This window comes from Denitratisoma oestradiolicum (assembly GCF_902813185.1).
GTDB lineage: Bacteria > Pseudomonadota > Gammaproteobacteria > Burkholderiales > Rhodocyclaceae > Denitratisoma > Denitratisoma oestradiolicum.
This window is the reverse complement of record NZ_LR778301.1, coordinates 2,503,938-2,517,926: the sequence shown is the minus strand read 5'-3', so window position 1 is coordinate 2,517,926 and position 13,989 is coordinate 2,503,938. Positions and strand designations below refer to the sequence as shown.

12 protein-coding genes and 1 pseudogene are annotated in these 13,989 nt (G+C 54.4%); all 13 read left to right on the top strand.

Annotated features, from left to right (window positions below):
- Positions 1–100 precede the first annotated feature (100 nt).
- Positions 101–1,654: a DHA2 family efflux MFS transporter permease subunit gene (locus DENOEST_RS11430; RefSeq protein WP_145772000.1), complete on the top strand. Its 1,554-nt coding sequence runs from the start codon at positions 101–103 to the stop codon at positions 1,652–1,654.
- Positions 1,655–1,899: 245 nt separating this feature from the next.
- Positions 1,900–2,172: a hypothetical protein gene (locus DENOEST_RS11425; protein ID WP_145772001.1), complete on the top strand. Its 273-nt coding sequence runs from the start codon at positions 1,900–1,902 to the stop codon at positions 2,170–2,172.
- Between the two features lie 502 nt (positions 2,173–2,674).
- The gene (locus tag DENOEST_RS11420) at positions 2,675–3,556 is read left to right on the top strand and encodes a DUF1838 family protein (protein WP_145772002.1); all 882 of its coding nucleotides are present in this window, start codon (positions 2,675–2,677) and stop codon (positions 3,554–3,556) included.
- A gap of 86 nt (positions 3,557–3,642) precedes the next feature.
- Positions 3,643–4,128: a c-type cytochrome gene (locus DENOEST_RS11415; protein ID WP_170228294.1), complete on the top strand. Its 486-nt coding sequence runs from the start codon at positions 3,643–3,645 to the stop codon at positions 4,126–4,128.
- 2 nt (positions 4,129–4,130) lie between these two features.
- Entirely contained in the window at positions 4,131–5,564 is a 1,434-nt protein-coding gene (locus DENOEST_RS11410) for a flavin monoamine oxidase family protein (RefSeq protein WP_145772004.1), read from the top strand.
- 27 nt (positions 5,565–5,591) lie between these two features.
- Positions 5,592–5,828, top strand: coding sequence for an NAD-dependent epimerase/dehydratase family protein (locus DENOEST_RS11405; RefSeq protein ID WP_145772005.1), 237 nt, complete (start codon positions 5,592–5,594; stop codon positions 5,826–5,828).
- A gap of 15 nt (positions 5,829–5,843) precedes the next feature.
- A pseudogene (locus tag DENOEST_RS11400) lies at positions 5,844–6,347 on the top strand (SDR family NAD(P)-dependent oxidoreductase); the annotation flags it as partial.
- 72 nt (positions 6,348–6,419) lie between these two features.
- Positions 6,420–6,875: a MaoC/PaaZ C-terminal domain-containing protein gene (locus DENOEST_RS20665; protein WP_145772007.1), complete on the top strand. Its 456-nt coding sequence runs from the start codon at positions 6,420–6,422 to the stop codon at positions 6,873–6,875.
- Positions 6,876–6,991: 116 nt separating this feature from the next.
- Complete coding sequence (tnpA, locus tag DENOEST_RS11390) at positions 6,992–7,363, top strand: IS66-like element accessory protein TnpA (RefSeq protein WP_197970594.1); 372 nt, start codon at positions 6,992–6,994, stop codon at positions 7,361–7,363.
- A 6-nt stretch (positions 7,364–7,369) separates the two neighbouring features.
- Positions 7,370–7,690 carry an IS66 family insertion sequence element accessory protein TnpB gene (gene tnpB, locus DENOEST_RS11385; protein ID WP_145772009.1) on the top strand — a complete coding sequence of 107 codons (321 nt, stop codon included), beginning with the start codon at positions 7,370–7,372 and terminating at the stop codon, positions 7,688–7,690.
- 32 nt (positions 7,691–7,722) lie between these two features.
- On the top strand, positions 7,723–9,294 hold the full coding sequence (tnpC, locus tag DENOEST_RS11380; protein ID WP_183148307.1) for an IS66 family transposase: 1,572 nt from the start codon (positions 7,723–7,725) through the stop codon (positions 9,292–9,294).
- A 291-nt stretch (positions 9,295–9,585) separates the two neighbouring features.
- Positions 9,586–11,997 (top strand): TonB-dependent receptor, encoded by a 2,412-nt coding sequence (locus DENOEST_RS11375; RefSeq protein ID WP_145772405.1) that lies wholly within the window; start codon positions 9,586–9,588, stop codon positions 11,995–11,997.
- 174 nt (positions 11,998–12,171) lie between these two features.
- A complete protein-coding gene (locus DENOEST_RS11370) occupies positions 12,172–13,962 on the top strand; it encodes an acyl-CoA dehydrogenase (RefSeq protein WP_145772404.1) in 1,791 nt (596 codons plus the stop codon).
- Positions 13,963–13,989: the final 27 nt, after the last annotated feature.

The following is a 13,989-nucleotide window of genomic DNA, read 5'->3' as shown; positions in this document are numbered from 1 at the left end:
CTCCAGTGGGAATGACTTTGTGGACCATTCGGACAGCGCATAAACGTTGGTTCCAGCGTCGCAATCGGCCTCTTGCAATCGTTACCCTTAGGCAGCACACATGGCGCTAGAAGGACATCATCTGCCGCCGATAGAGGGCATACGCCGTATCTGGGTCAGTTTGGTAATTGCCATTGTGGGCTTCGTCAATACCCTGGAAATGTCAGTGGCGTATCTGGCACTGCCGTCCATTGCTGGGGATTTGGGGGTATCTCCACCCCAAGCAACCTGGGTGATCACATCCTTTGCGGTTACCTGTGCCGTCGTAACGCCACTGTCCGGATGGCTCAGCGCCAGGGTTGGGCAGGTTCGTTTGTTCATTGCCACACTGCTGCTGTTTGCCCTGACTTCCCTGCTTTGTGGCCTGGCCAACAGTCTGCCGCTGTTGATTATCGCCCGCTGCCTGCAGGGGGCGGTCGTTGCGCCCATGATGCCTGTTTCTTTCGCTTTGCTGCTTCAAGCCTATCCACCCAATCGGACTGCCCAGGCCATGTCGATTTCGATGGTGGCAATGATGTGCGCTCCCATCGTCGGACCAGTCATTGGTGGTTGGCTTACGGAACATTTCTCCTGGCCCTGGATTTTCTATATCAATGTCCCGATTGGACTGGGGGTTGCTGCCTTGTCCTGGCAACTATTCCGGGACCGAGAGTCACCCAGAATCCGTCTGCCTGTGGACATTATCGGATTGGTGCTGTTGTGCATCTGGGTAGGGGCATTGCAGATCATGCTGGACAAGGGACGCGAGCAGAACTGGTTCGAATCGAGTGAGATTCAATTGCTGGGAGTCACATCGCTGGTGGCGCTGGGGTACTTCCTGATCTGGGAGTGGTATGAGAAACATCCCATCGTTGACGTTCGACTCTTCGCCAATCGAAGTTTCATGCGGGGTGTGGTCGTCAATAGTCTCTGGGCCTTCGTGTACCTTGGCAACATGCTGTTGTTGCCTCTGTGGCTGCAGCAGTCCGCTGGTTACACCGCCACTTGGGCCGGTCTCGTGGTCGCGCCGGGGGGCATTGCGGCTGTGCTAATGCAGCCTTTTGCTCATCGACTATTGCAGCGCGGTGGAGTGCGGGTCCTGGGGAGTTGTGGGCTGGCGATGCTGGCGCTGTCGGCCAGCCTTCGGGCTGGCTTTACATCGGGCATTGCGCCCGAACACGTACTGCTTGCACAGGTTTTCAATGGCATTGGCTCCACCTGCTTCACGCTAGCCAGCAGCATGATGATTTTCAGCGGACTGAGCCAGTGGCAGATCGCCAGTGCCACAGGGATGGCATCATTTGCGCGGCTGATGGCAATTGCCACAGGTACATCCTTCGCCGTGACCTACTGGGACCGGCACACCATGCTGCATCGAGGTGACTTGATCACGCATATCACGCCCGACTCATCAGGCGTAGGGGAATTTCTCTCAGTCTCTCCGGTTGGTGCCGAGGCCCCCGCCCTATCCCTGTCGCTGATTGACAGGCTGCTGATGGTTCAGGCCCAGACCTTGGCAGCAAATGATTACAACTGGCTGTCCGTCATGCTGTTTATCGGATTGATCAGCCTAGTCTGGCTAAGCCCGGGTGGTGCTGGCCGGGGCACAAAAAATATCGATGTGTCGGCCCATTGATCATGTTCGTGTTTCAGTGAGTCTTTCAATCTGCTTTTGCACGCCTCAGTGAACTAACAAGTCGAACTGCGGGGCATAGTGCAACCTGGCCTAAGCTCAGCCATCGGCATCGAAGTTGCGTGGCTTCTAGGCAATAAATGTATTGGCCTGCAACTGGAGAACCCCTTGCCTCTGAGCAAGACCGAGCGAAATTATTTCCTGGACAGCCTGCCGGATCTTCGTCCGAATCGAACCGGGGGCAATTCATGGAAGCCTGGTACTGGGCCCGGATGTCTCATCTGTTCTGCTGGTGGCAACCCTTGTCTGTCGAGTCGGCACGGATAGCACCCGCTCCGGCGCCCCGCAAGGTGCAACAGGAGGCCACGGCACTGATTCAGGCAGGCGATAACTTTGCTGCTTTGGCAACACAGGTGCTGTCCGTGGATATCACCCAGGCACTGCGAAGTCTTTCCTGTGGGTGCAAGATTACCTGGAACGACCCCGCCTTCACGCCCATGGTCGGAAGGTTGCAGGCGTAATTGCTCGGTGACTGGAGGGAATTGGCAAGCCCCTGAATATGGCGTGAGGCAATTTTGTCACGGGGCTATCATGCTCACATGCCTGGGCGGCGAAAATGGAATACTCGGCGCTTGTAGCCGCTGATTCTGAATGCCACGGCAAGACGCAAATACGTGACATGTTTCGAAGATAGGGCGGATCGCGTCAATGCGTGCATGCTGTGTATCTCCTTTATTTCAGAGCTGGTTCAAGCTCTCTGGATATTTGAAACACTGCGTCATGCGAATTGAAACATCGGCGCGAATCGCTAGTTTTCGTAAGAAGTGACAGATCTGGAAATTCATGGACTTATTCGGGGCGGCAATTAACTGGCCGTGTTCTTGCTTAGTAGCCACTGTGGCACTGCTTGATGACATCCGAAGCGAGGGGCCAAAGACTTCGGGATCGCGTGAAGATCATTGTTGTGGTGTTGGCTCGAAGGTATTGGAACTACGCAAATAACATCGTTTGGAGACATTAGGAATGAACTCACTAAGAACCTATAGCCTGGGCCTTGGGGTTGCCTTGGCAATGATCGGTACTTCGGCCCATGCCCTCGATTTGAAAAAAGCGGAGGATGCGCAGCTTGCGATGCTGAAGATCACGGGCGATATTAGTGGTAAGGATGTGTTTAAGGACTGGACTACCAACATTTTTGCGGTGGTTCCCGGGGAAGCGCCCAAATTGATCCTGAGAATGCAAGGCTACAACGTACTGCGTTTGGAAAAACAGAAGGACGGAAGTTGGAAGTCAATGTCCAGGGAAGTTTCCTATTACCAGGATGTTAAAACCGGCAAGATCATCGGCAAGTGGCTGAATCCCTATATTGGTGAGGAAGTGGACGTAGTACAGGTGGCCAATGATCCGGTCAATGCCAGCTTTCCTTCGCCCAAGCCCAACGAAAAGGGGCCCTTCGAAAACTTCGTGATCAAGGGGGAGGTTGCCACGCTGCAATGGGATATTCCCTTGAGGTATCCGAATGCCCTGCAGGGAGCGGAGTTTGAGATGGAGTCCACCGGAACGACCTATCTGGCGTCGGAGCATTTCCTCTATTTTGCAAATCCAAAAGATGTGGTCAGTGACAAGACAACCACGACCCCGGTCCATTATGCATGGTTCCGCACGGGCCCTTGGCTGCCTTGGATGAAGATGGGGCAACGGCCCGGTTACTTGATTTACAGCGGCAATGGAAAAAAATTAAAAAGCTTTGACGAACTTCCCGCAGAAGTGCGCGAATTCACTCTGAAGAATTTTTCCGCCTATACCCAGGCCCCTAAAGAGTTCGTAACCCCCAATGAAACCAGCTGGAGCTATTACAAAAAGCTCAAACAGACAGGTCAGTTGCCAGGCCCGAACCCCAAGTGATTTGATGGGTGACGCCGCATCCGGCGTCGCCCAGTGACGGAGCTGAATTTGATATGTATTTCCTAAATTGTTGCTTGATTGCGGGAATGGCGGTCATGCTGGGGCTTCTGCCGCTTGGCGCCCTGGCTGCCGATTCTCCGGGAGAACAAAGTTTTCTTAAGCATTGCGCATCCTGTCATCAGGTTGGTGGCGTTGGTTTGACTGGATTGGCCCCCCCCTTGACGATTCACAAGTCGAGCAGTTTGGGGGCGAGGACTCTGCTTCCTGGCGGGCGGGAATACATTCCTCGCGTAATGCTCTATGGTCTGGTGGGTTTGATTGAGGTAGGGGGGGAACGCTTTAGTGGACTGATGCCATCGTTCTCGCAAATCGAGGATATTGAACTAGCGGGTATCGCCAATTATCTGATCCGATCCTTGAATGAGACGGTTGTGCCTAACGAATTTTTAGCCTATTCGGCGGAGGACTTTGCTGCCAGTCGTGGCAAAGGCATGAGGCAAGTGGATATGTACAAGATGCGACGGAATATGGAAAAGCAAGTTACGGCAGCTACCAACGAAGGAGGGCGCTAACCATGAGCGCTGATCCAGTTCGGCGCCGCATCATTCAGGGCATCGCAGCCGGTGGACTTTCTCTTGCTCTGCCGTCTTGGGCTAAAACGCGGCACCAGGAGTTTGATGCTGTCATCATTGGCGCCGGCCTATCGGGCCTTTCATGTGCTTTGCAACTTGAAATGTTGGGATTCCGAGTCGGCATGGTAGAGGCCCGTGATCGTGTTGGGGGGCGTGTCTGGACCCTTGGACAAATGGGTGCCGTGACGGATGCAGGTGGGCAGATTGTTGCAGGTGATTATGCCCGATTCAAAGGCTGGGCAAAACAGCTCAACGTGCCATTGGAGCCTCTGGATACATCAGATATGAGCAGTGTGATGTCCATTGGTGGCAGCCTGATTAAGGGCTCGGAGTGGGCCACATCAAAGGCCAACAAGTTACCGGAGGCGAGAAAAAAAACCTTGCCGATGGCTCTGATTTCCAGCTTCATTGACGGGGATAACGTCCTAACCTCACGAACTGACTGGACTGACTCACGACATCAGTCCCTGGACCAAACTAGTTTGAAGGACTTTCTCATCAGCCGAGGCGCCGATGAGGAAGCCCTGCGTTTGATGAACATTTCTCCCAATACCAATGATTTGGCGACAACCTCGGCACTTTGGGCGATACGCGAACACTATCGCCGCAAGCACGGTGGCCGAGATCCTGGCACGGGAAAGCTAGAACTGTTGCGAGCATCGGGTGGAAATTCGCGCTTACCGGACGCGATGGCCAAAGCTGTCCAAGGGACGATTATGTTGAATACGCGGGTCAAGGCGATCCGCTGTGATGATCACGGTGGAGTAGTTCACTGCAACGATGGTAGGACGCTCAAGGGAAAGGTCGTCATTTCGACGCTGCCCTATTCTGTGTTGCGCTCAATTCGCATTGATCCAAAGCCAGAAGGGATTCTACAGACGGCCATTGACACCATGCCCTATACGGCAATTACTCAACTCCATTTTCATATCCAGAGGCCCTTCTGGGAAGAGGATGGTCTGCCCATCAGTATGTGGACAGATAGTCTCATTGAACGGGTCTTCGTTAATCGGGATGAGCATCGGGTTCCGCGAAATATAACGGTGTGGATTGATGGAGCACAGGCGCAACAATTTGACAAAATGCCACCTGCGCAGCAGGTTCGCAGTGTGATTGATGATCTGGCGAGGATCCGTCCCTCCACCAAAGGTGCCCTGCGATATGAACTAACGCGCAGTTGGGGGCGCGATCCGTTTAATCGAGGTGCCTACTCGCATTTTGCGCCAGGGCAATGTATACCTTTTGCAGCAAATCAATCCAGGGCGATGAGCAGACTGTTTTTCGCAGGCGAGCATACTTCTATTGTTTTCGCGGGCATGGAAGGTGCCTTGGAATCTGCAGATCGCGTTGTAGGTGAGGTGATTGATGTGCTTTAAATCAGCTTCCTTGGGGGGGCCTTCTCCATGGCATTGAGACTTTCTCCGCGAGAGAACTATCGTATGTTGGTGCTGGGGGGATGCGGTGGAATCGGGCGGGCATTGGTAGATCTGGCTTTGAGTGACGGGCTGAAAGTCGCTGTGTTCGATCTGCCGCAGGCCAACTTAGAATGCCCATTGCCACGCGATGTTGTATTTCATGAGGTGGATGCCACTAATCAGGCTCAGTTAAGCTCTGCAATGAACTACCTAGTCCAGCGCTGAAGGGGGCTTGATGGACTTGTTAATTTGGCGGGCTACATGGGGGAGAAAGCCTCTGTCAATGATTTTCACTTATCCGAATGGGACGCGATTTTTTCAGCCAGTTTTAGTTCCACGCTCAATGGATGTCGGGTAGCAATGCCTTACCTCAATGAGTCCGAGCATATGCCCGCGATTGTCAATATGTCATCGGGTCTCGCCGATGTCAGCAATCCTGGTTACGGCCCCTACAGTGCAGCCAAAGCCGCCATTGTTTCCTTGACCAAGACCTTGGCCAAGGAAAATGCACCGCGAATTCGGGTTAATTGTGTGGCCCCCGGTGGCATAGATACTCGTTTCATGACTGGGGGGACCGGGCGGCCGCATATAGAGCCGCGACTCAATCCAGACATCTACAAACAGCAGGTTCCTCTTGGGCGCCTGGGTCTTGCGGCCGAAGTGGCGAGCCTATATTGTTTCTCCTTTCTGAAGCGTCACGGTATATCACCGGCCAGACGTTACATATCAATGGCGGTGCTCTGACGCCATAACCTAATACTCCAGTAGCAAGCCAGCCTTGAAACGAACGTTGCTTGGAATAATGAGTGGTGAAACATGCGGGAGGCCATAAGCAGCCGGAAACTGGTTTGGCTGGATGACATCCAACCCGGCTACCTCTATCGCGTGGGCCCAATCAAGATTAGCGAGGCATCCATCATTGATTTTGCCCGTCAGTGGGATCCTCTGCCTTTGCACGTAGCCCCAATAAAGGCGAAGCATTCACCCTACGGGGGCTTAATCGCATCTGGCGCTCATACCTACGCAGTTTACTTGCAGCTGTGTCATCAACGACAGGAACAGCTTGCTGTGCTCGCCGCGCTTTCGATTCAGCAAATGAACTTTCCTCATCCCGTTCGTCCGGGAGATCAGCTACATCTTGAGGGGCATTGCTTGTCATGCCGTCCGTCGCGCTCCAGGCCTGATCGAGGGGTTGCAGAATTTCACAGCAAGCTGACGAACCAAGAGGGACAGATCGTGCTAAGCCTGACGCAATCAGTACTCTTAGCGTAAGCGCTCAATAAACCACGTCTGGCGCTGAGGGTAGTGAATGAGGATGATGGTGTCCACGTAGATGAACGTGGACACCTATGACAGAGAACACCACAGAGTTATCGAGGCCCCTGGTTGTGGGGCGCAAACAAGACGGTCGAAACTGTTACGATCCGGAGGCGAAACGGGATCTGGTCGAAGTCTGTCTTCAGCCCGGGATATCAGTGGCACGGCTTGCGATGCAGCATGGAGTCAATGCCAATCTGTTGCGAACCTGGATTGGCCGCTACCGGAAGAAGCATGAGTCCGCTGGGGCGATACTGGCCCAGCCGTCCGCCTTCATACCCGTTGTCGGGGCGAAGGTAGCGGCGCCCCAGGGCGGAGGAGGACTTTGGGCTACACTGCCCAATGGCGTCCGACTCGACCTGAGCGGGCTTACCGAGCACGAACTGCCGCAATTGCTCACCTGGCTGTCCAGGTTGCCATGTTCCGGTTCGCCCCAGGGCTGAAGGTCTATCTTCACCTGCGGAGCGGTCGATGGGCGCAAGGCCATCAACGGGCTGGCGCTTCTGGTCGAGCAGGCACTGGAACTCGATCCCTTCGCCCCCGCCATGTTCGTCTTCAGCAACCGCCGGCGGGATCGGATCAAGATCCTGCTGTGGGATCGTAACGGCTTCTGGCTCATGATCAAACGGCTGGAAGCGGATCGTTTCAAGTGGCCGAAGGAGGCCGCCGTGGTTGAGCTGACCGTTGAGCAACTCCACTGGCTATTGGCCGGCATCGACCTGGCGGCGATGCGCCCCCACCCGGAGCGGAAATATTTGCAAGCAGGGTGAACCGGCCCTGCGCCCTCTGGTCTAATTTCGCGATGAATACGGTGACGCTCAGCAAGGGGGAATTCGACGCACTCATCGCGGCACGCGACGAGGCTCATGCCGAGCGCGAAACCCTGAAGGGCCAGCTCAAGGTTGTGACGGTAGAACGGGACCTGCTCAAGGAGAAACTGGCGGCCCATCTGCGACAATTGTTCGCCGCCAAGTCTGAGGCCCGCAGCACCGACCAGCGCGACCTGTTTCTCAACGAAGCCGAAGCCCTGGCACCAGCGGGCACACCGGTGGCTGAAGAAGCCACGCCAGAGATCGACGTTGCTAGCCACTTACGGAAGAAGCGCGGCCGCAAGCCTCTCGATCCGGCCCTGCCCCGGGAAGTCGTGCGCCATGAACTGCCTGAGTCGGAACGGGTCTGCGCCCATGACGGTTCCGCCCTGGTGGAGATCGGCATCGAGATCAGCGAGCAGCTCGACATCATTCCACAGCAGGTGCGCGTCATCCAGCATCAGCGGGTGAAATACGCCTGCCCGTGTTGCGACGAGGGGATCAAGGTCACCCCGGCGCCAGCACGGATCATCCCCAAGGGGCTGCTGACCGAGTCGGCACTGGCTTGGGTGGTCACCTCGAAATACATGGATGCCTTGCCGCTCTACCGGCAGGCGGCACTCCTGGGCCGCTTCGGCGGCGACCTTTCGCGCAACACCTTGGCGGGGAGCATCGTCAAGGTCGGACAGGCGATACAGCCCATCATCAACCTGCTGCGTGACCATCTGCTGGATGCGGATCTGGTACATGGCGACGAGACGGTGGTGCAGGTACTCAAGGAACCGGGGCGGGCGGCACAGACCCAGAGCTATCTGTGGGCGCAGGCCAGTGGCACAGGGCCGCCAATCCGGCTGTTCGGTTATGCCCCCGGAAGAGGAGGGACCCATGGAGCCAAGCTCTATGCGGGGATTAAATCTGGCGCTGCACTGATGACTGACGGGTACGAGGTCTATGGCGGCATTGCCCAGGCCAATGGCTTGACCCACCTGGGTTGCTGGGCCCATTGCCGGCGTTACTTCGTTGAGGCAGAGGCCGTCATTCCGAAGGCAGCCAGAAGTCCAGAGCAGTTGGCAACCCGGTTCATCACCGCGATCGGCGAACTTTATGCCATCGAGGCCCTGGCGCGTGACCTCGCGCCGAAGCAGCGGCTTGCGCTGCGGCAGGCGCATAGCAAACCGATCCTGGCGAAGATCGAGCAGCTATTGCTCGAACATCTCCACAGCGTGATACCCGGCAGTCTGCTGGGCAAGGCCCTGCATTACCTGTCAGCCCAATGGCCGAAGCTGATCCGCTATGTCGACAACAGTGCCTGGCCGATCGACAACAACCTCTGCGAGAACGCTATCCGCCCCTTCGTGGTCGGTCGGCGTAACTGGCTGTTCAGCGACACCGGCGGCGGCGCCAACGCCAGCGCCAATCTCTACTCCCTGATCGAAACCTGCAAGGCCAACCGCATCGATCCCTACGCCTATCTGGCCAGTCTCTTCCGCAAACTGCCCACCGCACAATCTGCCGACGACTTCGAGGCCTTGCTACCTTGGCGCCTCGCGAACCCAACTCCCTGATTCAGACAGCTTCACCTACCCGCCATTTCGTCACCGTCAAGAATGGTGTACCGATTGAACGCTTACACTGAAACGAACGTTGCATTCCCATGAAGCGAGAAATTCGCGAAACAAATCATTGTTTCAAACTGATGAATTGCTTCCTGCTCGGATGCGAGCCATCAAAATAAAACAACAACAAAACAAACACATAGATTCATTCCATGCATTGGTACAGATATTGCTGAATATCAACCGCAATGTATTGGAAATAACGTAACTCATAGATTCATAACCGTAAGGGAGGAAGAAATGGCAAGAGGAAAGCGTTATTTGTTGAGTACACTGGCACTTGCTATGAGCCAAGCATTTGCTCAAACGCCCGATGTCATCAACAGTGCCGGAGCGAAAAACTCCGTTCAAGAAGACAAATCTGGCGGCATCGAAACTATTGTCGTCACGTCACGACGTACTGCAGAAAAACTGCAGGAGGTTCCGCTCTCGATCAGTGCACTGTCCGCACGAGAAATGGAAGCCAAGGGCATTACGTCTATCAGTGAATTGTCTCAATTTACCCCCGGCCTGTCCTACTCACCTGATCTTGGACGAAATGCAGAGCGCCCCGTTATTCGAGGAATCTCGGCACTCCGCACAGATGCCCCGCAACCAGTTTCTGTCTTCGTCGATGGCGTATTCATTAAAGACGGCGCTCTTGCACTGACCCTGGACGATGCGCAGCGCGTAGAAGTCATTAAAGGGCCACAATCCGCGCTCTACGGACGGGCGACCTATGCGGGGGCAATCAATTACGTTACGGTGAAACCCGGTAATGATTTTGAAGGACGGGTATCCTTGACGGTTGCCGATCACGACGAGCAATCGCTATTCACCGCATTGACTCTCCCCATCCGTCAGGATGTTCTCTCTGCCCGCATCAAGGCCAAGCATTCTCACTATGGCGGTCAATATACCAATGTTCAGACGGACAACAAGATCGGTCAAGAGCGAACAGATAGCACGGGAATTCAGGTATCTATAACACCGACGCCAAAATTCAACATTCTCGCGACCATGGACAATGCAGCGATCCGCGATGGGCAGTTTCCCGCTGTCATGAGACCGGTTCCGATACAAGCTGGTGGTGTAGTCACCAGCCAAAACGGCTCTTCCAATGTGCCGAATGGCAGCGAATGCAATGGCCATCTCGTCAATATTGTCGGCACTGCTACCACAAAGGCCAACGGCTGGCCTTGTGGCGCAGCATCCTATAGTGGGAATCTGTTACGTCGCAACGAGATGGATCTCGCCAACTATACGGACCCGTCTTCGGGTATCAACTATGGAAACATCGCCGGTCTCGACCGGGTCATCAAGAGATCATCCCTGACCCTGAACTATACCCTCGATAGCGGACATACCCTAACATCGCAAACCGCCCGGACAAGCTCAGCGACTAACTTAGGCGCAGATCAATCGTACGATGGTAAGTCATTCATCTTCGGTACGCCATGGACGACTTATGATCGTGATCGCATGGATTATTTTTCCCAAGAGTTCCGTATCGTTTCTCCCCAAGATCAGCAACTAACTTGGCTGGCTGGAGCCTTCTTGTATGAAGAAGAGGCGCGGGGAAAGACGAGCGGCGTTATTGCGCTAAATTCGTCGAACCAGAAGGTCGCTGACCCGCTTCGTCCCAAGCCATCCACTTCCATCGATAACTTTGCTCCCTTTGGCCGGATACAGTACGCGCTAACCAATGATCTCCGAATTTCTGCCGAGGGTCGCTACAGTAAGGAAACGATCAAGGTGGGTGGGCCGACTCTTGGTACGGCAGTGGTCACAGCTGGAACGTGCGTTGCTGGTCAATCCTGCGCCCTGAAGGGCGAAAGAACCTTCAAGAAATTCGAGCCACGTATTACCCTAGATTTCAAGCTTTCCCCAGAGAGTATGATGTATGGCCAATGGGCACGGGGTTCAAAAAGTGGCGGCTTCAACGCGACTCCAGGGCTGTCGAGTTCAGAGTTCGCCTACGACGGAGAAACCGTCACTGCAGTTGAACTGGGCTACAAGTCGACACTTCTCGATAATCGCATGACCTTCAACGCCGCGCTATTTCAGAACACCGTTGATGGCTTGCAATTGTCTAATACAGCTCCGTACACCAATCCTATGACGGGACTCTCGACGACGACCACCATCGTAAATAATGTTGGCAAGGCGAGGACGCGTGGCCTTGAATTCGACGTTTCTGCGCGGGTCAATAGTTGGCTTCGTTTAAGTGGCAACTACGCTTATACCGATGCAAAGGCTATTTCTGGCACCGAAACAACAAATGGCACGGTATTTGGCGGTGATATCTCGGTAGCGGGCTTTACATTGCCCAGGACCCCGAAGCACTCGGCCACCTTTTCGGCAAATGTCGAATTCCCCGTCGAACAATGGGGTGGACTGAAATTTTTCGCTCGGAGCGATGTGACCTATCAGTCCCGCCGTTATGCTGAAATCCAGAATATGATTTGGGCGGATCCCTATACCCGTGTCAATCTAAGCGCCGGCTTGAAGGGGAAGGACTGGAAGGCAACCCTGTTCATCAAGAACGCCACCAATAACGTTACACCGCTGAATGGATTCCGCTACTTCGACTCTGTGACATTTCGACGTACCGCAGTTGACTTTCTTTCTCGCGAACGCCAGGCGGGGGTAACCTTGTCCTACGACTTCTAAGTAGAAATCTGGCTGCGGGAAAACAACCCGGCATGTCGTTCGTGGGGCATGGAACTAAATTCATGCCTCACGCATTTCATAGTCGCCTAAATTAACATTAGGCTGCGGTTTGTGACCATTACCCAGAACTGGCTGGGCCCTGCTCACGTCCCGTCATTTTAAGCTCTTTTCCTCATGCATATTTACAGCCCCCCCTTGAGAGATATCTCTTTCGCATTGTATGAACTGGCAGGCCTTGTCCGTGATTCATACTTTCCTGAAAGCGAAGAAAATGCTTCGGAAGTCATTACTGCAGTGCTTGAGGAAGCTGGACGTTTTGCTGCCGAAGTACTGGCGCCACTATCGCGCAGCGGAGACAAAGAGGGTGTAAATCTCTCGGAGGGTCAGGTTCACACAGCCACTGGGTTTCGCGATGCCTATCTTCGTTTCAGTGAAAACGGTTGGAACGCATTGTCTTGTCCAGTTCAGTACGGTGGTCACGGCCTTCCGCGTTTGCTATCCGCTGCTGTAAACGAAATGTGGAAATCTGCTAATCATGCCTTTTCTCTCTGCCCGATGCTCACCATGGGCGCGATTGAAGCCCTATCGCTCTACGGAACAGAAGCCCAAAAGACCACCTATCTGCCCAACATGGTCAGTGGTCACTGGACGGGCACCATGAACCTGACCGAGCCCCAGGCGGGATCTGATCTGGCCGCCATTCGCACGCGCGCAGTACCTCATCATGACGGGACCTATCGGCTTTTTGGTGAGAAGATATTCATCACCTGGGGAGATCATGATATGACCGAAAATATCGTGCATTTAGTTTTGGCGCGAACCCCGGGCGCACCGACGGGAGTCAGGGGCATTTCGCTCTTTGTGGTCCCTAAATATCTCGTTCGTGAGGATGGTTCGATTGGATCACGTAATGACGTCCACTGTGTCTCTTTGGAGCGTAAGCTCGGTATCCATGCCAGTCCAACCTGTGTCATGGCCTACGGCAACAATGAGGGTGCTGTAGGCACCTTGGTTGGAAAGGAGAACGAAGGGCTGAAGTACATGTTCGCCATGATGAATGCCGCCCGATTCGCGGTAGGGTTGGAGGGTCTGGCGGTAGCCGAGGCTGCATTCCAGAAAGCCAAAAGTTACGCCAAAGATCGTGTCCAAAGCCGTGCCATTGAGGGCTCAGTTAATCCAGTCGCCATCATTCATCACCCCGACGTAAGGCGAATGCTGATGACCATGAAGGCGCAGATCGAAGCCATGCGCGGCTTGGCTTATACGGTCGCAGCGGCACAGGATCATGCTTCGCATCATCCGGATATCTCTGTGCGCCAGCAACAGCAGTCCTTTGTAGACCTGATGACCCCGGTGATCAAAGGTTGGCTAACGGAAACAGGCAATGAGATCGCCTCACTCGGTCTGCAAATCCATGGTGGAATGGGCTACATCGAGGAAACCGGCGCGTCTCAGTATTTCCGGGATGCCAGAATTACAACCATTTACGAGGGGACTACCGGCATCCAGGCCAATGATTTGATTGGGCGAAAGGTCGTACTGGATGAAGGAAAAGCAGCCAGACATCTGCTCCTGCAGATGCGCACGACTCTCGATGAAATGACGGCCCTTAAAGACTCTCAATGGGAAGAATGCGTCAGGCAGTTGGCAAGAGGGATTTCGAGCCTGGAGTGTGCCATCGACCATATCGTTGGCCATTACAAATCGAATGTTCAATCTGTCGCAGCGAGTGGAGTTATCTTTCTGAAACTCCTAGGCATCGTGAGTGGCGGATGGATCATGGCCAAAGCGGCACTAGCCTCCGGAAAACAGATTCAGGCGGGCAGCACAGACGGTTTTTATCGGACAAAAATAGAAACCTCCCATTTTTATTCTCAGCATTTTCTGCCACTAGCCCCAGCGCTGGCCGAGATTATCATCCATGGCGGAGCAAGCGTACTTTTCGTGTCGACGGATGAGTTTTGACGATCCCAAACAATAGCACTCAGCCCC

Coding starts and splice junctions, on each gene's coding strand:
- DENOEST_RS11430 (WP_145772000.1), top strand. CDS start 101: ATGGCGCTAGAAGGACATCATCTGCCGCCGATAGAGGGCATACGCCGT.
- DENOEST_RS11425 (WP_145772001.1), top strand. CDS start 1,900: ATGGAAGCCTGGTACTGGGCCCGGATGTCTCATCTGTTCTGCTGGTGG.
- DENOEST_RS11420 (WP_145772002.1), top strand. CDS start 2,675: ATGAACTCACTAAGAACCTATAGCCTGGGCCTTGGGGTTGCCTTGGCA.
- DENOEST_RS11415 (WP_170228294.1), top strand. CDS start 3,643: ATGGCGGTCATGCTGGGGCTTCTGCCGCTTGGCGCCCTGGCTGCCGAT.
- DENOEST_RS11410 (WP_145772004.1), top strand. CDS start 4,131: ATGAGCGCTGATCCAGTTCGGCGCCGCATCATTCAGGGCATCGCAGCC.
- DENOEST_RS11405 (WP_145772005.1), top strand. CDS start 5,592: ATGGCATTGAGACTTTCTCCGCGAGAGAACTATCGTATGTTGGTGCTG.
- DENOEST_RS20665 (WP_145772007.1), top strand. CDS start 6,420: ATGCGGGAGGCCATAAGCAGCCGGAAACTGGTTTGGCTGGATGACATC.
- tnpC (WP_183148307.1), top strand. CDS start 7,723: ATGAATACGGTGACGCTCAGCAAGGGGGAATTCGACGCACTCATCGCG.
- DENOEST_RS11375 (WP_145772405.1), top strand. CDS start 9,586: ATGGCAAGAGGAAAGCGTTATTTGTTGAGTACACTGGCACTTGCTATG.
- DENOEST_RS11370 (WP_145772404.1), top strand. CDS start 12,172: ATGCATATTTACAGCCCCCCCTTGAGAGATATCTCTTTCGCATTGTAT.